The sequence below is a fragment of the Rahnella sp. RcJ3 genome (assembly GCF_009498575.1).
Taxonomy (GTDB): Bacteria; Pseudomonadota; Gammaproteobacteria; order Enterobacterales; family Enterobacteriaceae; genus Rahnella; species Rahnella aceris.
On the sequence record NZ_QSNX01000007.1, the window covers coordinates 1 to 16731 of the forward strand.

The 16731-nt window shown below is 53.7% G+C and carries 19 protein-coding genes; 5 read left to right on the forward strand and 14 right to left on the reverse strand.

Annotation, left to right across the window (positions count from 1 at the left end):
• From DXU84_RS25110 to DXU84_RS10675, 3 genes are all read right to left on the reverse strand, one after another.
• Nucleotides 1-286: hypothetical protein (locus DXU84_RS25110; protein WP_228388998.1), on the reverse strand; the 286-nt coding region annotated here is incomplete at its 3' end.
• Between the two features lie 214 nt (nucleotides 287-500).
• Nucleotides 501-776: a hypothetical protein gene (locus tag DXU84_RS10670; RefSeq protein ID WP_131637740.1), complete on the reverse strand. Its 276-nt coding sequence runs from the start codon at nucleotides 774-776 to the stop codon at nucleotides 501-503.
• Between the two features lie 74 nt (nucleotides 777-850).
• Nucleotides 851-994 (reverse strand): hypothetical protein, encoded by a 144-nt coding sequence (locus tag DXU84_RS10675; protein ID WP_013575651.1) that lies wholly within the window; start codon nucleotides 992-994, stop codon nucleotides 851-853.
• 575 nt (nucleotides 995-1569) lie between these two features.
• Between DXU84_RS10675 and DXU84_RS10680 the strand changes: the two genes are divergently transcribed.
• A complete protein-coding gene (locus tag DXU84_RS10680; protein ID WP_013575652.1) occupies nucleotides 1570-2022 on the forward strand; it encodes a GNAT family N-acetyltransferase in 453 nt (150 codons plus the stop codon).
• A gap of 170 nt (nucleotides 2023-2192) precedes the next feature.
• On the opposite strand, the gene efeB is transcribed toward DXU84_RS10680, so the two are convergent.
• The 10 genes from efeB to gntK all read right to left on the reverse strand — a co-directional run bounded on the left by efeB (nucleotide 2193) and on the right by gntK (nucleotide 13536).
• On the reverse strand, nucleotides 2193-3464 hold the full coding sequence (gene efeB, locus DXU84_RS10685; protein WP_013575653.1) for an iron uptake transporter deferrochelatase/peroxidase subunit: 1272 nt from the start codon (nucleotides 3462-3464) through the stop codon (nucleotides 2193-2195).
• A gap of 3 nt (nucleotides 3465-3467) precedes the next feature.
• A complete protein-coding gene (gene efeO / locus DXU84_RS10690; RefSeq protein WP_013575654.1) occupies nucleotides 3468-4691 on the reverse strand; it encodes an iron uptake system protein EfeO in 1224 nt (407 codons plus the stop codon).
• 14 nt (nucleotides 4692-4705) lie between these two features.
• Complete coding sequence (efeU, locus tag DXU84_RS10695; RefSeq protein WP_121019288.1) at nucleotides 4706-6334, reverse strand: iron uptake transporter permease EfeU; 1629 nt, start codon at nucleotides 6332-6334, stop codon at nucleotides 4706-4708.
• Nucleotides 6335-6561: 227 nt separating this feature from the next.
• Nucleotides 6562-7239, reverse strand: coding sequence for a glycosyltransferase family 2 protein (locus tag DXU84_RS10700; protein ID WP_153375673.1), 678 nt, complete (start codon nucleotides 7237-7239; stop codon nucleotides 6562-6564).
• Entirely contained in the window at nucleotides 7236-7805 is a 570-nt protein-coding gene (locus DXU84_RS10705; protein WP_013575657.1) for a DedA family protein, read from the reverse strand. Before DXU84_RS10705 ends, DXU84_RS10700 begins: the two co-directional genes overlap by 4 nt.
• Nucleotides 7806-7812: 7 nt before the next feature.
• Nucleotides 7813-8973 (reverse strand): ceramide glucosyltransferase, encoded by a 1161-nt coding sequence (locus DXU84_RS10710; RefSeq protein ID WP_112198390.1) that lies wholly within the window; start codon nucleotides 8971-8973, stop codon nucleotides 7813-7815.
• 192 nt (nucleotides 8974-9165) lie between these two features.
• Nucleotides 9166-9804: a bifunctional 4-hydroxy-2-oxoglutarate aldolase/2-dehydro-3-deoxy-phosphogluconate aldolase gene (locus tag DXU84_RS10715; protein ID WP_112198389.1), complete on the reverse strand. Its 639-nt coding sequence runs from the start codon at nucleotides 9802-9804 to the stop codon at nucleotides 9166-9168.
• Between the two features lie 27 nt (nucleotides 9805-9831).
• Nucleotides 9832-11646 (reverse strand): phosphogluconate dehydratase, encoded by a 1815-nt coding sequence (edd, locus tag DXU84_RS10720; protein ID WP_037035691.1) that lies wholly within the window; start codon nucleotides 11644-11646, stop codon nucleotides 9832-9834.
• 16 nt (nucleotides 11647-11662) lie between these two features.
• Entirely contained in the window at nucleotides 11663-13000 is a 1338-nt protein-coding gene (gene gntU, locus DXU84_RS10725) for a gluconate transporter (RefSeq protein WP_015689979.1), read from the reverse strand.
• On the reverse strand, nucleotides 12997-13536 hold the full coding sequence (gene gntK / locus DXU84_RS10730; RefSeq protein WP_015689980.1) for a gluconokinase: 540 nt from the start codon (nucleotides 13534-13536) through the stop codon (nucleotides 12997-12999). The genes gntU and gntK overlap by 4 nt, the downstream gene beginning before the upstream one ends.
• A gap of 494 nt (nucleotides 13537-14030) precedes the next feature.
• Between gntK and yahO the strand changes: the two genes are divergently transcribed.
• Nucleotides 14031-14309: a DUF1471 family periplasmic protein YahO gene (gene yahO, locus DXU84_RS10735; RefSeq protein ID WP_013575662.1), complete on the forward strand. Its 279-nt coding sequence runs from the start codon at nucleotides 14031-14033 to the stop codon at nucleotides 14307-14309.
• A gap of 70 nt (nucleotides 14310-14379) precedes the next feature.
• A complete protein-coding gene (locus DXU84_RS25000) occupies nucleotides 14380-14526 on the forward strand; it encodes a hypothetical protein (RefSeq protein ID WP_013575663.1) in 147 nt (48 codons plus the stop codon).
• 47 nt (nucleotides 14527-14573) lie between these two features.
• Here the strand turns inward: DXU84_RS25000 and DXU84_RS10740 are convergent, their stop codons facing one another.
• Nucleotides 14574-15005, reverse strand: coding sequence for a CopD family protein (locus DXU84_RS10740; protein ID WP_013575664.1), 432 nt, complete (start codon nucleotides 15003-15005; stop codon nucleotides 14574-14576).
• A gap of 205 nt (nucleotides 15006-15210) precedes the next feature.
• Here DXU84_RS10740 and DXU84_RS10745 point away from each other — a divergent pair, with 205 nt between their 5' ends.
• Entirely contained in the window at nucleotides 15211-15798 is a 588-nt protein-coding gene (locus DXU84_RS10745; protein WP_153375680.1) for a TetR/AcrR family transcriptional regulator, read from the forward strand.
• Complete coding sequence (locus tag DXU84_RS10750) at nucleotides 15795-16721, forward strand: DMT family transporter (RefSeq protein WP_153375682.1); 927 nt, start codon at nucleotides 15795-15797, stop codon at nucleotides 16719-16721. The genes DXU84_RS10745 and DXU84_RS10750 overlap by 4 nt, the downstream gene beginning before the upstream one ends.
• Nucleotides 16722-16731: the final 10 nt, after the last annotated feature.

Consider the following 16731-nt stretch of genomic DNA (forward strand, 5'->3'; position numbering starts at 1 on the left):
CTTGTAACACCCGGGGCGTCCATATATGGTCAACAAAAACTGGCCACGGCTTTAGAGTTTTTCCAAAACAATCTTTCCGCTTCTGCCACTCAGTTGCCCTAACAGTAAAGAGGGCAACTGTGAGCGAGAAGGCGACATTCGCTTTAAAGGTCACTTCATCCGTATGACAGAAAACCTCTAAAAAGCGGATTGAACGATTATGCGGGATTCTTACAGGAGCAAAAGAACCATGCAGTTTATTTTCCTGATAATCTCGTTCGCATCTGGGCAACGTACCTAGGTTCATCCGTTCCCGCCATCCCCTCCATTTGCCCCAGGAGAACCATCAACCAGAACGAACCCATTAACGTTGTGTTGCGTTGATGGCCATTTGGACGATGCGTCCGCATGGGCGAACGATGTTGACGCCAAGTAAACGAGAGCTGTAAATATATAGATTAGTTTCAGACGCATAAGCAGCACCTTTTTGGAAAAACACTATTTGCCTGAGAGCGCTTACCTTAATTGCTACATGGGACGGCCGCGCCGCCTTTACCAGCCGCACCGCCTTTACCGCCTTTACCACCCTGCCCATTGTTACCATCCTTACCTGGCTGCCCATCTTTACCAGAATGCCCGCATTTTACCGTCACTACCTTAAGGGAACTGGCCTGGTCTGCTGACACAGGGATTGTAGCTATACTGTTCGGCGTTATCGCATTTTCAGCATGTACTACACCCGACAAGCAAAACTCAGTACAAAACAAAAATGCTACTAATTTAAGATTCATATTCACAAAGAAGTCTCCTCAACTGCGTGTTATAAAAACTGCCAGATCGTGTGATCTGGCAGTATGGGATTTATATGATCTTAGTCGCCACCCGCTCCGCCATCGCCTGCAAGAATAATCAGATGGTCAACAGAAGATGTATTGAAGTGGTGGAGTGGTTCCGCTGCTCTGGATAAACCCGTAAAGGAGATAAATAACAACGCTGCAATTCTACTTACTTTCATAATTAAAACCTCATTGTCAAAAGTTGGGGTTATTATTTCTGGTAAAAGAATGCCTAATGATCTTGCAAAATAAACATAGCAACCGATTTGTAATATCTTTATTTAATAATGTAATACTATATTTCCTTTCAACTTTTTTATTGTTGTTGAGCAGGTGATTTCTTTTCGATTTTTATTTTTTGTTTATGTATTGTTTATGTGGGCAGTTAAATAATATTTTTCCAACCCGTTCTTCCAGTTATTGTAAAAGCTAAATTCAATATGGGGATTGATTGCTTTGTCAAAAAAACTTAATAAACATAAAGGGAAATGATTACGTGTGAATTTAAAATCAGCAGTTATGAGATTCAACGCAAATGATCTAACTCTGCTCTTGTAGGGCCTGCATGGAAAACGGACAACACCCTACGTTAAGCCTGTTTTTTAAGCAGGCATGACAGGCAACGTTGAGCGAGCAGCAGGCATGATACCCTCGGGATAGTTTGGAAACAGTGTTGTCCCATCCCCCGTTTTGGCTGATGCTTTCCTTAACAGAATGCTTTATGTTGGTCACACTCATCCTGCAGGGTATAACCATGATAACAGTAGAGAAATCAGATCCATTTTCTTCAGAATCTCATCGCTTAATCGAAATGCTGTCAGCAGAACTTGCCGCTATTACTGGTGATAATGGCAAAAGCAATTTCACCGTTGAAGCAATGAGTGATGACAAAGCTTTATGGGCATTAGCAAAGAATTCTCATGGCAAAGCTATAGGATGCGGTGCTATACGGCCATTAACGCAAAATATCGCCGAGCTTAAAAGAATGTTTTCAGACCGAAGTGTGTCAGGGATTGGCGGTGCCTTACTCACTTTTCTTGAAAAATCTGCAAAAGAGATGGGATATACAGAACTTAGGCTGGAAACCCGACACATGAACTATCGGGCTGTAAATTTCTACGAGAAAAATGGTTATATCCGTATTGAGAATTACGGCCCATACATAGGCAGGACTGAAGCTGTCTGTTTCTCAAAGCCATTGCGCTGATTGTATCTAGAGGATCTGACGTCCGCTTTTGGCACAAAGCTCCGCGCAATTATGCGCGGGAAGCGAACGTAAAGGTTTTCAGATGACAACGAGGGCGCTCCCCCGGCATAACGCCAAAAAAGCCAGCAAATGCGCTGGCCTGGTTTTTAGTGTATGTGCTTCCGGCGGGCTTACACCTTAAACATATCAGCACCAATATACTCGCCTTCCTTCGGTGCCGGTGGCACGAAGAAAATACCCGATCCGATATGTGAAATATATTCATTCATCGCGTCGGATGCGCCTAAACGGTTCTGAAGCGCTTCAAACTGCGCCGGATCTTTCTGATAGCTGATGAATAACAAACCGGCATCGAGCTGGGCCATATTATTCAGTCCGTCCGTGTAGTTATATGAACGGCGCAGGATTTTAATCCCCCCATTATTTTCATGTGCGGCCAGGCTGATATGCGCAGTGGCCGGAATAATTAAGTTGCCGTCCGCAGCCGTTTTCTTAAAGTCCGGCGTATCAAACTCTCTGGTGCCGGTCAGCGGCGCGCCGGAGACTTTATGGCGGCCGAACACATTGTTCTGGTCGCTGACGCGGTCAGTATCCCAGCTTTCAATGTGCATCTTGATTTTGCGTACCACCTGATAGGTGCCCTGCTGCTGCCACGCAGGACCGCCATCGTTGATCCAGACATATTTGTCAAAATCTGCTTTTTCGGTGATGTTGCGGGTGCCGTCTTTAAAGCCGAATAAATTGCGCGGTGTGGACTGGCCTTTACCGGCTGACGCACGGCCAAAGCCCATGACCGTCCAGCGGGTCTGCGCAGCGCCGGTACTTTTGGCGATACGCGCCAAATCACGAATGGCGTGATAGGCCACCTGCGGATCATCCGCACAGGCCTGAAGCGAGAGGTCACCGCCGGTCACTTCAGGTTGTAAGTCATCGCTCGGGAGCTGCATCAGTTCACGCATCAGCAACGGTTTTTGTTTCACCAGTCCAAAGGTTTCGCTGAACACGCGCGGGCCGAGGCCAACGGTGACGGTCAGTGACGCCGGCCCCAGATCTAACGCCTCGCCGGTATCCATACCGACCCCACTGTTACGCAGAGGCTCAATCTGACCGATGGTGCCACCTTTCATCAGTTGGGCAATCGCCGATGACCAGCGCGCCAGCAACACCTGCAAATCCTGACGGCTGGTGGTGGTGAGATCAAACGTCATGTACATAATGTGACGCTGAGGCTGCGTGCTGATCCCCGCCTGCCCGCCGGTGCTGTAAAAAGGGTGTTCACGTGAAAGATCGACCTTATCTTCCGGGTCACGGGCGGCGGTCTGTCCGTGCGCATGGCTGACCGCAGGGATGGCCAGCGCACTTGCGCCCGCCACTGCACCTTTGAGCAAATCACGCCGGGAGAACTTACCGGCCTCCCTGGCCGGTTGGTGTTTATCGCTCATTCCTCAGGCTCCTTTATTCGCCGCGACTTTCTCACCGATCTTAGACAGGGGTTCTTGCAACGCCTGAATAGTACGGCTCAATTTAGCAGCATCAGAGGCTTTCAGTTCCGCGGTGTAATATTTGTAACCGCCGGGGACTGAAGGATCACGATAGGTTTCCAGCATAACGTGCACGGCAGCGAACTGCGCGGCAACCTGTCTGGTCAGCGCCGGATCGATTTTTTCCAGCCCCGGTTGCAGGTAAGCGAACGCCTGTTGCGCACCTTCTACGTTACCCGCGAAATCAACCAGATCGAAGTGGCTGAAGGCTTCTTCCTCACCGTTGATTTTGGTGTTCTGCACTTCTTCCAGCAGATCTGCGGCACCGTTCGCCAGATCTTCAGGTTTGTAAGTCAGCGCTTTGGTCAGTGTGTCGAGCTGTGCGACGTTTTTCTGTAATTCGGCAGCCAGCTGTTTGGTTTCATTCGTGATTTTACCCTGACCGAACAGGTCACGCTCAATGGCGTGGAATCCATGCCAGCCTGCTTTCGGGTCAAGGTTAGACGCACGCATGTCGATCAGATAATCGAGGTTACCGGCGTTGTCCGTCGCTTTGAAGCCCGGCAATACAAACCCGCTCACATCAGATTCAATACGTTCGTAGAAAGGACGCGCTTTTGCGTAATCGGCTTTCGCTGTAGCAAGATCTCCCGCATCAATATCCGCTTTCAGGCGGTTCACACCGACCACCATCGCATCCACCACGCCATTCACATAAGTGGCGTAATCTTTGGTGCCCTGCGCCAGAATGGTCCCGGCGCTGCCCGCAGGTTGTGTGGCGCTTTTGCCGGTGACGGTAAAGTCGGTCATTTCATGTTGCGCGCCCGGACAATAGATTTGATATTTGCCGCCGTCGAGAGTCAGGGTGAATTTCACCATCGGCAGGCCGGGTGCCAGATTCTCTTTTTCGCCCAGAATACGATCATTGCTCAGCAGCTCTAACTCCGTGATGGCGGTTGCCGTTTTGTTCACCACATTGAACGTCACCGGCCCCGCTTTCGCTGAATTATGGTCAACCACACACGTACCGCCGTTGTCTCCGGTCATGGTGATATTCACTTGTGAAACGCCATTTTTTACCGCTGCCTGCGCCGCATCAGCCGGTGCTTCCACTGAAAACATCAGCAACGCCGCCAGGCCCGCCGTGGTCATCAGAGATTCTTTTTTCTTAAAATTCGGTTTACGCATGAATTTCATTTCCTTTATTTATTTTTTGGCAAATTGGTGTGTAGTTGAGAACCGAATGACAGGCTGTATTCACCCGCAGCGGCCAGCCTTTCATTACGGTGTTTCAGGAGAACCCGTCGTGCTGAGAAAACAAAAATCAGGGCCAGCGCGGCCAGAATGACCGGCAACATATATGCCCAGAAACGGTAGGTATCTTGTGCGATTTGCAGTTGTTGCAGGGCATCAGAAACGGTCTGCTGATACGCCCCGCTCACCTGCCAGTTGCAGGCAGAAGCGGCCGCCGTCGGATGACGAACGGTGATGGTTCGCGGGGATTGCAGGCCGCTGCCGGAAAGCGTGATCAGCTCATCTGCCCGGGCACTGGCCCCCAGCAACACGCCCTGCGCCACAGAGGCCTGAACAGTGCAACTGACCGACCACTGCGCCTGATAAGGCCCCGGATGCATCGCCGGATTCAGACCAATGGGAATACGGTTGCCATAGAATGCCACCAGTTGATCAAGCGTCAGAACGGCAGGCGCATCCGCAGGCGTAAAGCGAGATTTGGTTTGCCATTCGCGGGTTTGCAGGCCGCCATGATGACCGGCAATGGCGGCGCTGGCGGGCAGAACGGTCACCCTCACGTTGCCGTCCGCAGGCGTCACATTCAGCTGATAGCCGTTCGTATCAGACAACAGTTTTACCTCACCCGCCGGTGCAGTGTTCCGGGTGTCATTACTTACCAGCGGTGCGCTGGCAGGCAGTTGCAGTGTGTAGTTTGGGTAAAAAAGGCGCAATCCCACTGCTGACACGACCATCACACCGGCAAATGCCAGCCGCAGCCGCGCACCGTTAATCGCGGAGGGACGGCGGTGTGCAGGCCAGTAAATCAGCAGCGACACAATGACAATGTAGAGCAGCCAGGCGACAGTCTGGATCAGGTTCGGATCCGGCGGAATGCCCAGCACGCCGGTAATCAGCGCTGAGCGGACAGTGCCCGGCGGCACCAGCCAGGCGAGATCCGCCACGCGCTGCTGCCCGATATTCAGCCAGCCCGCTTCGTGTGCTGTCAGCAACGCGTTAATGATTAATCCGCCTGCGACCAGGATCAGGAACAACCCCGTGAAGCGGAAAAAGCGCGAGAGATTGATGCGGATGCCGCCGAAATAAATGCCACAGCCGATGCCCACCGCCACCAGCAGGCCGGTTACCGCGCCGGCCGCCGCCCACATGGCTGACTGCGCTACCGAGAATGTGGCGAGCAGAAACACGCTGGTTTCAAAGCCTTCTTTCAGCACGGCGAGAAAAGCCATACTCGCCAGCGCCCGGGCGCCTGACTGGCTTATCGCCTGCGCGGCTTCGCTTTCCAGCTCATTTTTCATGGTGTGAGCGTGGGTGTTCATCCACATGATCATGCCAGTGACAAAGAAAACAGCGATCAGGCCGATCACCGACTCCATTCCTTCCTGACTTGCCTGCGGCAACGCGCGTTCGGTCATCTCCAGCGCCACGCCGACCATCACCGAAAGCATCAGCGCCAGCCCGACGCCCATCCACATCGCGAAAAGGCTTTTACCGTTTTTGCGTAAGAATGCCGCAATGATCCCGACGATAAGCGCCGCTTCCAGACCTTCACGAAGACCGATAATAAATGTGGCTAACAAAGGGCAAACTCCAGGCAACAAGACGCATTATCAAATCATTAATGATAATTGATATCAGTTGACTGAACGCCAGGGAAGAAATGGAGTATGAGGATTTGCAACAGAGTGCTGGAGAAATATGAATATGATGTAAAGCGTGGTTTATTTGTAACCAAATAAAAAATTCACTAAAAAATAGCCGCTGGCTGACAACAGTACAGAAAATGCTGACTGATATTCTGTCCTGTTCAGACCCGACTTTTGCGCTTAAGACAGATAATTTGCCGCACGGATTCACGCAAACTGATGGTACGGAATATATCGCGTATCATCGACACATCGGCCTTTAATCCGCGCAACCAGCCCATTTTAGCGGCTTTATACGGGCTGATAACGCCCTGCCAGCTGACAACCTGCACGCGCAATCCGGCGGCAATCCACTGCTGATTAATCCAGACTTCCAGCCCGAAATGCGGTAACCGGCGGATGGCTGCGAGATGCTGTGCGACTAACTCGCGCGCAAACACCCGTTCACCGGAAATATAATCCAGCCCGATAAACCGCCAGATCCACGGGCTGTTGCGCCTCAGGCTTATCGAGACCTCCGCCTGATGCGCCATCACCGGCCTGATGAGCGCGGTTATATCGTCATAACTCAGCCCGACAAGATCCGCATCCAGCATCAGCAGATGGCTGCCCGTTGCTGCGGCAATGCCTTCGGCAACGGCATAACTTTTACCGCGATTTTCAGGCAGGCTGATCACCCTGACGTTCTTACCCTGCGCGATTTGTGCGGTGTTATCGGCGGAGCCGTCATCCACCACGATAATCTCCCGCAGTAAAGGATGGTTCTGCACCACGTCCAGCACCCTGCCGATGCGGCAGCCCTCATTGTGTGCCGGAATAATGCAACTCACCGTGATCATTGTTTAGACTTAAGCCAGATAACACCGGTGACGGCCAGCAGGATGAACAAACCCAGGGATACCCAGGCTATCCAGTTGTTCACCTGTGCGATGATATCGCCGAACATCCAGCCGATACCCAGAAGAAACAGGCTCTTGGGAACAGCCGCGATGATGTTATAGAACAGAAAAGGCACCAGCGGCATGCGCGCCATGCCCGCGCCGGTCAGCACCAGTGCGCCAGCGGAATGAGTCAGTTTGGCCAGCACCAGCAACCGCCCGCCTTTGCGGTCAAAACTTTTCACCATTTTTTCCAGTCGCGGCTGGGTCAGCCCGAGACGGGCCAGCCAGGCGGGCGGTTGGCCGTCAGCTTTGATCACCCAGCGCCCGAGCGAGTAAAAAATAATATCCCCGAGCACTTCCCCGATCATCACCACGGTCAACATGGCGGACAAACTGAAATAGCCGAGACGAACGAAGTAGCCTGCAATCACCGTCACTACCGGCCCTTCAAGGATAGCCAGCGGCGTCATGATCAGCAGGCCGTGGGCTCTGATAAGCGTTTCGAGTGTTTCAAGAGAAAACATACTGTCCTTATTTCCCCGACGGCTGGCTGGCAGATGCGGGGTGTTTTTTATCTACGTGCCTTTCACCTAAAACAGTGCCCCGCCACGTAAAGCCGCGCCCGGTCCAGCACCATAACCACAAGGCGGGCAGCAGGATATCGCGGATGCACATTGCCAGAATATCTCTCAGCTGATGCGGCCAGCCGAGCGCTTTGGCCAGCCCCCATTCACCGCCATACCACAGCACAAAAAGCACCGGCAGAGCAAACAGTGGCAAATCACCGCGGGCAGTCAGCCACAGCACCGCCGCCAGCACGGGCAAGAAACCAATGATAATTTCAGGCACAAACAGCCAGAAAAAACCGGCACGGCGGATACGCGCCCAGCGCAGTTGTCTGCTCCAGACCGCTTCCAGACTGCGATGCCCGATGGGCTGCGCAAAAGGCTGTGCGGGTAAACGGACTTTCAGCCCGGCGCGGCGCACCAGTTTGGTTGAGGCGACATCTTCCGCCAGCTCACTACCCAGTGCCGCCATTCCGCCGCCATTATCAAGCACCTCGCGCCGCCAGCACAACGTTTTCCCCTGCGCAAAGCCGTTACCGAGAAAATCCGACAAATACTGCCAGCGCGCCTGATGCGTGTTCAGCATGGCGGCTTCCACGGCACCCCAGAAATTCTCCGGGATCATCCCGACTGCCGGAGAACTCACCAGTCCGGTTTGACTGTCAAAGGTATTCATCAGTGAACGCAGATAATCCGGCGGTAACAACAGGTTGCTGTCTGCCATGGCCACCACGCCTGCGGTGGTATGACTCCAGGCTTTATTAAGATTGTTCACCTTCGGATTGGCGGATATTTTGTCATCGCCAGTCAGCAGGCGTGCAGGCTTATCAGGGAATTCAGCCATCAGCTTTTCCACCAGCGGGATCACCGGATCAAAGCGTGACGCCACGCAGAACACAATTTCGTAAGCGGGATAGTCCTGATAAAAACTGGAGCGCAGTGTTTCCTCTTCAAAGGCGTTATATCCGCACAAAGGCCTGACCAGCACGATAAATTCCGAGGTTTCATGCGCTTCATCGCGCAGGATACCGCGGCGCATTCGCCACCAGGCGATCAACAGAGAGGAAAACTGGAGGGTGATCAGTACACTGCCCAGTGCGGCGATCACTGCGGTGTTCAATACCATGACGATGCCCCTTCATTCAAAATATCTGCGATGAGAATTCCAGACTTCCGGCAGTCAAAACGCCATCCTACAGGCGTTACGTTAAGGAATTCTTAAAGGGGAAACGGGGCACGGCGGAAGAAATAAAGGAGTGAGTACGGGGCATCCGTACTCACGTGGGTTTTTATCGCTATTATTTCGAACGGCTAAAACCTATTTCGCCCCTGCCACAGCTTCGCGGGCAAGTGCAGTAATACGATCGTAATCACCGCTTTCCAGCGCATCGGCTGGCACCAGCCAGGATCCGCCGATGCACAGCACACTTTTCAGCGCCAGATAATCGCGGTAATTCGCCAGTGAAATCCCGCCTGTCGGGCAAAAACGCACCTGCGGGAACGGACCACCGATCGCCTGCAATGCTTTCACCCCGCCGTTAGCTTCCGCCGGGAAGAATTTGAATTCGCGCAGACCGTGATCCAGACCCAGCATCAGTTCAGAAACGGTACTGATACCCGGGATCAGCGGAATGGAACCGGCGGTCGCGGCGGCAAGCAATTCGTCTGTCAGCCCCGGACTGATGGCAAACTGTGCGCCAGCGTCGGTGACATCTTGCAGTTGCTGCGCATTCAGCACAGTACCCGCGCCCAAAATCGCCTCCGGCACATCGCTGGCAATGGCACGAATGGCGTCCATCGCACAGGCGGTGCGCAACGTCACTTCCAGCACACGAACACCACCGGCCACCAGCGCTTTCGCCAGCGGAACCGCCTGTTCCAGTTTATTGATAACGATGACCGGCACAACCGGCCCCGCCGTCAGAATGTGTTCTGCGCTTGTTTTCCAGTTTTTCATTCTTGTCTTCTCATCCGTTTCGATAAATTAAAAAGTAATGCAGCAGGCGCCCTGTTCCGCGCCGGAAAGCTGGCTGCGCAAGGCACTGAACAGCTCACGGCCACAACCGATATGTTCTGCGCTCAGATCAGGCTGACAGGCTTTTCGTTCAGCCAGTTCGGCAGCATCAACACGCAATTCGAGTTCGCCGGTTCGCCCGTTGACGCGAATAATGTCGCCGTCACGCACTTTTGCTAACATACCGCCGCTGAAAGCCTCCGGCGTCACGTGGATAGCAGAAGGCACCTTGCCGGAAGCGCCGGACAAACGACCGTCGGTGACCAGTGCGACACGGAATCCGCGATCCATTAATACGCCAAGCGGCGGCATCAGTTTATGCAGCTCAGGCATGCCATTGGCCTGCGGCCCCTGAAAACGCACCACCACCACACAATCGCGGTTCAGCTTACCGGCCTCGAATGCCGGAACAATGTCATGCTGGCTTTCAAATACCACCGCAGGGGCTTCGATAATCTGATTATCCGCAGGCACCGCCGAGGTTTTCATCACCGCACGCCCGAGATTACCCGACAACACTTTTGTGCCGCCGTGATGCTCAAACGGCTGTTGCACGCTGGCAATGACGTTTGTGTCGAGCGAATGCTCTGCGCCTTCGCGCCACGCCAGTTCGCCGTTTTCCAGCCACGGTTCCTGCGTGTAACGGTCTAATCCGAAACCAGCCACGGTGTTGACATCCTGATGTAACAGGCCATTTTTCAGCAATTCGCGCACCACCAGTTGCACGCCGCCCGCCGCCTGAAACTGGTTGATATCCGCCGGGCCGTTCGGGTAAATACGGCATAACGAAGGCACCGCATCGGACAATTCAGAGAAATCATCCCAGTTGATAACAATGCCTGCCGCACGCGCCATAGCGACCATGTGCATGGTCAGATTGGTGGAACCGCCGGTGGCTAACAGCGCAACAATGCCGTTCACCACAGTTTTCTCATTCACCATCTGACCGAGTGGCTGATAGTTGCCGGTGGTTTCGGCCAGACGGGTGACCTGACGTGCTGCCGAGTCGGTCAGTGCATCACGCAGCGCGCAATCCGGCGGCACAAACGATGCACCCGGCAGATGCAGCCCCATCACTTCCATCACCATCTGATTGGTGTTGGCAGTGCCGTAAAATGTACAGGTGCCGATGCCGTGATACGACGCGGCTTCCGCTTCCAGTAATGCCTGACGGTCCACTTTGCCTTCGGTATAAAGCTGACGGATACGCACTTTCTCTTTGTTCGGCAAACCGGTACTCATCGGCCCGGCGGGCACAAACACCGCAGGCAGATGGCCGAATGACAGCGCCGCCATCACTAAGCCCGGCACGATTTTGTCGCAGATACCCAGATACAACGCCCCGTCGAACATGTTGTGTGAAAGGCCGATGGCCGCCGACATGGCAATCACGTCACGGCTCATCAGCGACAACTCCATGCCGTCCTGCCCTTGCGTGACACCGTCACACATTGCCGGTACGCCGCCCGCCACCTGCCCGACCGCACCCACCGATTTCAGTGCGTCTTTCAGGCGTTGCGGGTAATGCTCGTAGGGCTGATGCGCCGACAGCATGTCGTTGTAGGCGGTAATAATGGCGATATCGCTGCGCACCATATTTTTCAGGGAATTCTTCTCATCCGGCTGACAGGCGGCAAAGCCATGCGCCAGATTGCCACAGGCCAGTTGCGCGCGGTGAACGGTTTGCGAACGGGCAGCATCCATACGCGCCAGATAGGCTTCACGGGTGGATGCGGAACGGTTGATGATCCGCTGCGTGACACGGGCCACGGTGTTGTTAATCATAATGTTGTCCCCTTTCTTAAAGCATCGTGAAAGCAATCATGCCGATGATCCCGCCAGTCGTGCCGAGCAGGGTTTCCATCACCGTCCAGGTTTTCAGCGTTTGCAGTTCGCTGGCACCGGTGAACTTGCCGAATAACCAGAAACCGGCATCGTTTACGTGGCTGAGCACAATGGAACCGCCGGTAATGCAGATGGCGAGTGCGGCCAGCTGACCGCCGTTGAGCCCCATCTGATGGGTTACCGGCAATACCAGCCCTACAGTGGTAAGGCAGGCCACGGTGGCTGAACCCTGAATAACCCGCACGACCGCTGACAGTGCAAAACAGGCCACGGCAATCGGTAAGCCGGTGCCGATCATCGCGTCACCAATGGCCGGGCCGACGCCGGAATCCACCAGAATTTGTTTGAATACGCCACCCGCACCGGTCATCAGCAGGATGATCCCGGCGGGCTGAACGGCGGCTGAGCAGATGGCCAGCGTCTGTTCGTTGGTCATGCCGCGTGGTTTTGCCAGCCCGTAAATGACAATCAGGCAGGCAATCAGAATGGCGGTAAACGGATGGCCGATAAACTCCAGCCAGTCGTGCAATGGCGTACCCGCCGTGACAAAGCGTGCGCCGATGGTTTTCATTCCCACCAACACCAGCGGACACAAAATCAGCGCCAGACTGAAACCGAATGACGGCAGGTTATCTTTGTTGAGCGTCGGGGCATTTTCTTCAACAGGCATCGGCCAGCTGACATGACGGCTGATAAAATTGCCGTACAGCGGACCGGCGATCAGCATGCCGGCAATCGCGGCCACCAGACCGATGGCGATCATCCAGCCAAAATCGGCATTCATCTGCGACGCCAGCAGCATCGGGACCGGCCCCGGAAGCAGGAAACACGCCGCTGCCGCGACACCGGCAAATAACGGGATCGCCAGCCTGACGATGTTGCCGTCAGTACGGCGCGCCACCGCGAACACGATGCCAATCAGCAGCACAATCGCCACATCGAAAAACAGCGGCAAGGCGCAAACCAGCCCGGCAATCCCGAGAGCATAATGGGCTTTGTTTTTGCCAAAACGATTCAGTAAATGGGCCGCAATTTGGTCAAGTGCGCCGACTTCATGCAGGATCTTGCCGAACATCGCCCCCAGCGCCACCACAATCGCCAGAAAACCCAGCGTGCTGCCCATGCCTTTCTGCATGGTGTCGGCAATGGTATTGACCGGCATGCCGGAGAAAATCCCGGCGGCAATCGACACCAGCATCAGCGCGACGAACGCGTGCATACGCACTTTCATCACCAGAAAAAGCAGCAGCAACACGGAGCCTGCTGCAGTACCGACTAAAGTCACTGTATTCACGCGCAATGCTCCTGTTGCTGAAAACTACGGATGTGTTGCAGGGTCTCTGCAATCACCGCATCAAGCGGCTGGTGAATGCCGATGGTGATCACGTCACTTTCTTCAGCGCCAGGTTGTTCGAGTGCTGCAAACTGTGAGATCAGCATCTGCGATTTAAAAAAGTGCCCTTTGCGTGCGGCCATGCGTTCTTCGATGACCGGGAATTCGCCCTGTAAATAGATGAAAGACAGGTTGGCGTTGCCTGCGCGCAGACGATCGCGGTAACGTTTTTTCAATGCCGAGCAGATGATGACCGACACATTATTGGTACGCTGCATGGCAAACGCGGCATCATTGAGGGCGGCCAGCCACGGCGCGCGGTCGTCATCATTGAGGGCATCACCGGCGGCCATTTTCAGGATATTACTGCGGGGATGTAAGAAATCGCCGTCAAGAAAACCGGCGGAAAGCTGGTGTGCCACGGCGTTGGCGACGGCTGATTTTCCGCTGCCTGATACGCCCATAAACACATAAATTCGGTTCTGATCATTGTTCACGGTTGCGCTCCTCGACTGGTTAAAAAACGCGAAAGACGGGTCAGTGGTTTTATTCGTTATGTCCACCCTGTTCATGTTTATCCGCAATGTTACCGGTAACATGTTATCGGTAACATTATCAGAGGCTTTTTCACCCGTGACAATCTGCCCGTGCAGGGGAAAAGCATAAATGTGATCTGCTTCAAAGTTAATTATTAGCAATGAAACATATTTCGGACGGGGGTTAACAGATGGATAACATGCGCAGGCGAAACGAAAAGTATGTGATTGCTATTACTGTGTACAAAACCTCCGGCACAAAAGACTAAAAACCGCACCGGTTGCTTAATTTTTTCTTCCCTCCTTGTAATTATTGACTTCCTTGTCTATTACTAAATGGCAGTGATAACTCACTCTTTTAAACAGTGAGTTATTGATTAACAGGGTTTCACTAAATAAACAGCTTTCTATTACTTTCCTTCAATTTACTGGGCAATTTAAAATCTGAGGATTACATGAAAATATCTAAAGCTCTGCTGGCAGTGGCTGTGATGGGCTGTGTCTCTTTCAGCACTTATTCTGCTGAATTAATGAAGAAAATAGATTTTGAAAAAGTGGCTTCTGAGTATACCAAAGTCGGCTCTGTGACCACCTCAAATAAAACCTCGCAGTCCGGCGCCATTGAAGATCTTTCTAAGAAAGCCGATAAAAAAGGCGGCGATGTATTTGTATTAACCTCCGGTAATACCAACAATAAAATTCACGGTACTGCTGACGTTTATAAGAAAAAATAAGTATTTTGTTTTCTGCACAATAAGCAATAAAAAGAAGCCTGCAAATTTGCGGGCTTTTTAATGGACGATTATGCTGCTGTCGGCTCCGCTGATGCTGGTTATTATCGGGCTGGGATCGTTTGCCGTGCGCGAAAACCATTCGCTGACAATTTTAAAGGAAGGCAATATTCCGCCGGTGCCCTGCACCCTGATTGCGCTGGTGAACGGCGAGTCATAAAAAAATCCACGCTTTCACGTGGATTGAGTTTTGCGGGAAACCGGATGTCAGAAAGGCCTGATTATCGCCAAAATACCAATGAGGATCACACCGACAATAATCACCGCGCTGGCGTTGCGCACCAGCGCGAAATCTTTCACCGGCTGACCGGTGGCGCGACGACGTAAATCGCCGGAAAGCAGCCCGTGCAGCGCGGAGAGAACCAGCACCACCACCATTTTTATCAGCAGCCAGGCATGGGGGAATTTGCCATAACTGACGATCATCACGATGCCCGCCACCCACAACAGGATCATCGCCGGGCTGGTGACACTGCGCGTCCATTTGCGCACGGTTTCCAATAACAACGTCTGCCCTGCACTTTCCGCAGTACCGGATGTCCGCGAACAGGCCATCGATACCAGCGCCATCGCCAGCATGCCGCCAATCCACAATACGCCCGCAATCACGTGCAAGGCGTTGAGCCATTCATGAAGCATTTTTATCCCTCCGGAAGTTAACAATAATTCTGCCTGCCGCAGATGACCTCAACCTGCTGTCTCTCCACAACTTTTAGCGGATTATGGCGGTTTCCCACACGAAAGGCACGGTTAAGTCGTCACTTTTTCTTATTCTCAGCCGGTGTTTACATTGAGTAGGTAGACTGGTATACCTATCAGCAAGATGAACAACACGAGTAAAAAAATGTCCACCACAGACTCCTCTCCTGAAAGCGCCCGCGACCGGCTTCTCGGTGCCGCCCGGGTTCTGTTTTATAACAACGGCATTGCTGCGACCGGGATTGACGCAATCATCAAACGTGCCGGTGTCGCCAAAAAAAGCCTCTACAACAATTTCGAATCCAAGGCCGAACTGGTCGCAACGTACATTGAAATACGTCATGACGAATGGCTGGAGCTGTACGCCCTGCGTGTTGAAAAAGCCAAAACACCGAAAGAAAAAGTGCTCGCCGTGTTTCAGGCGTATGACGATCACGCTGAATTTGCCTATGAGCACGGCTTTCGTGGCTGCGGATTACTGAATGCCGCCGCCGAACTGCCCGCCGGAGCGCCCGGCAGGCAGGCCGTGCGCGGGCATAAAGAACATGTTGAAGCTATCGTGACTGCGCATCTTCTCGAACTGTTCCCCACTGACGAGGCCAAAGCCCGCCTGATGGCGCGGCATTTTTCATTTTTACTGGAAGGCGCGATTTCGCGTGCAGGTCTGGAAGGCAACGGTCAATGTGTCCGTCAGGCGATGGACATGGCGACCTCAATGATGGAGGTGCCATGACGATAACGCCTCGTGAACGCATGACGGGCGTACTCGCCGTGGTATTTGCTTCCGTTCTGTGGGGGTCGACCGGCACGGCGGCGACATTTGCGCCCGACGTCAGCCCGCTGGCGATCGGCGCAGTGGCGATGGGGCTGGGCGGATTGTTGCAGGCGCTGATTTCCGCCAGAAGGATAGTCACCAGCCGGGTAACTCTGGTGAACAACGCACGCATGTTATTTACCGGCGCACTGGCGGTCGCAGTTTATCCGCTGGCGTTTTACGCCTCGATGCACCTGGCGGGCGTCACGGTCGGTACCGTGATTTCCCTCGGTTCTGCGCCGCTGTTATCCGCACTGATTGAATATTATCTCGACGGACAACGTCTCACCCGCCGCTGGATGACCGGCGCCGCCATTGGCGTGGCGGGCATGGTGTTACTTTGCGTCGGTGAAAGTGGCAGTCACTCCACCGCCGGTCAGGGCGACCACGCGATAGCCGGTGTGGTACTCGGGCTGATTGCCGGGCTGACCTACGCGCTTTATGCCTGGGCGGCGCGTCATTTAATGCAGAGCGGCGTCCCTTCCCGCGCTGCAATGGGCGCCACGTTCGGGCTGGGCGGTTTACTGCTGATGCCGGTGCTGTGGATGACCGGCGCGCCCCTTCTGGCGTCATGGAATAACGCCGCGGTCGGCGCGTACATGGCGCTTATCCCGATGTTTGTCGGTTATGTCTGTTTCGGTTATGCCCTGGCACGCATTCCGGCCAGCATGGCCACCACCATCACCCTGCTGGAACCGGCGGTCGCCGCCGTGCTGGCGGTGGTGATTGTGGGCGAACGCCTGCCGCCGCTGGGCTGGACAGGCATCGGGCTGGTGGTCGCCTGCCTGATTTTTATCACCGTGCCGCTGAAAAGACGCGCAACCTTACCGGTTTCTGCCTGAAAAAATGGCT

Excerpts from the sequence above, each read along its gene's own strand:
- DXU84_RS10740 (WP_013575664.1), bottom strand. The coding sequence starts at position 15,005 with ATGCTTCATGAATGGCTCAACGCCTTGCACGTGATTGCGGGCGTATTG.
- edd (WP_037035691.1), bottom strand. The coding sequence starts at position 11,646 with ATGATTAACAACACCGTGGCCCGTGTCACGCAGCGGATCATCAACCGT.
- DXU84_RS10680 (WP_013575652.1), top strand. The coding sequence starts at position 1,570 with ATGATAACAGTAGAGAAATCAGATCCATTTTCTTCAGAATCTCATCGC.
- efeB (WP_013575653.1), bottom strand. The coding sequence starts at position 3,464 with ATGAGCGATAAACACCAACCGGCCAGGGAGGCCGGTAAGTTCTCCCGG.
- DXU84_RS10715 (WP_112198389.1), bottom strand. The coding sequence starts at position 9,804 with ATGAAAAACTGGAAAACAAGCGCAGAACACATTCTGACGGCGGGGCCG.
- DXU84_RS10750 (WP_153375682.1), top strand. The coding sequence starts at position 15,795 with ATGACGATAACGCCTCGTGAACGCATGACGGGCGTACTCGCCGTGGTA.
- yahO (WP_013575662.1), top strand. The coding sequence starts at position 14,031 with ATGAAAATATCTAAAGCTCTGCTGGCAGTGGCTGTGATGGGCTGTGTC.
- DXU84_RS10745 (WP_153375680.1), top strand. The coding sequence starts at position 15,211 with ATGTCCACCACAGACTCCTCTCCTGAAAGCGCCCGCGACCGGCTTCTC.
- efeO (WP_013575654.1), bottom strand. The coding sequence starts at position 4,691 with ATGCGTAAACCGAATTTTAAGAAAAAAGAATCTCTGATGACCACGGCG.
- DXU84_RS25000 (WP_013575663.1), top strand. The coding sequence starts at position 14,380 with ATGCTGCTGTCGGCTCCGCTGATGCTGGTTATTATCGGGCTGGGATCG.
- DXU84_RS10710 (WP_112198390.1), bottom strand. The coding sequence starts at position 8,973 with ATGGTATTGAACACCGCAGTGATCGCCGCACTGGGCAGTGTACTGATC.
- DXU84_RS10705 (WP_013575657.1), bottom strand. The coding sequence starts at position 7,805 with ATGTTTTCTCTTGAAACACTCGAAACGCTTATCAGAGCCCACGGCCTG.
- DXU84_RS10700 (WP_153375673.1), bottom strand. The coding sequence starts at position 7,239 with ATGATCACGGTGAGTTGCATTATTCCGGCACACAATGAGGGCTGCCGC.
- DXU84_RS10675 (WP_013575651.1), bottom strand. The coding sequence starts at position 994 with ATGAAAGTAAGTAGAATTGCAGCGTTGTTATTTATCTCCTTTACGGGT.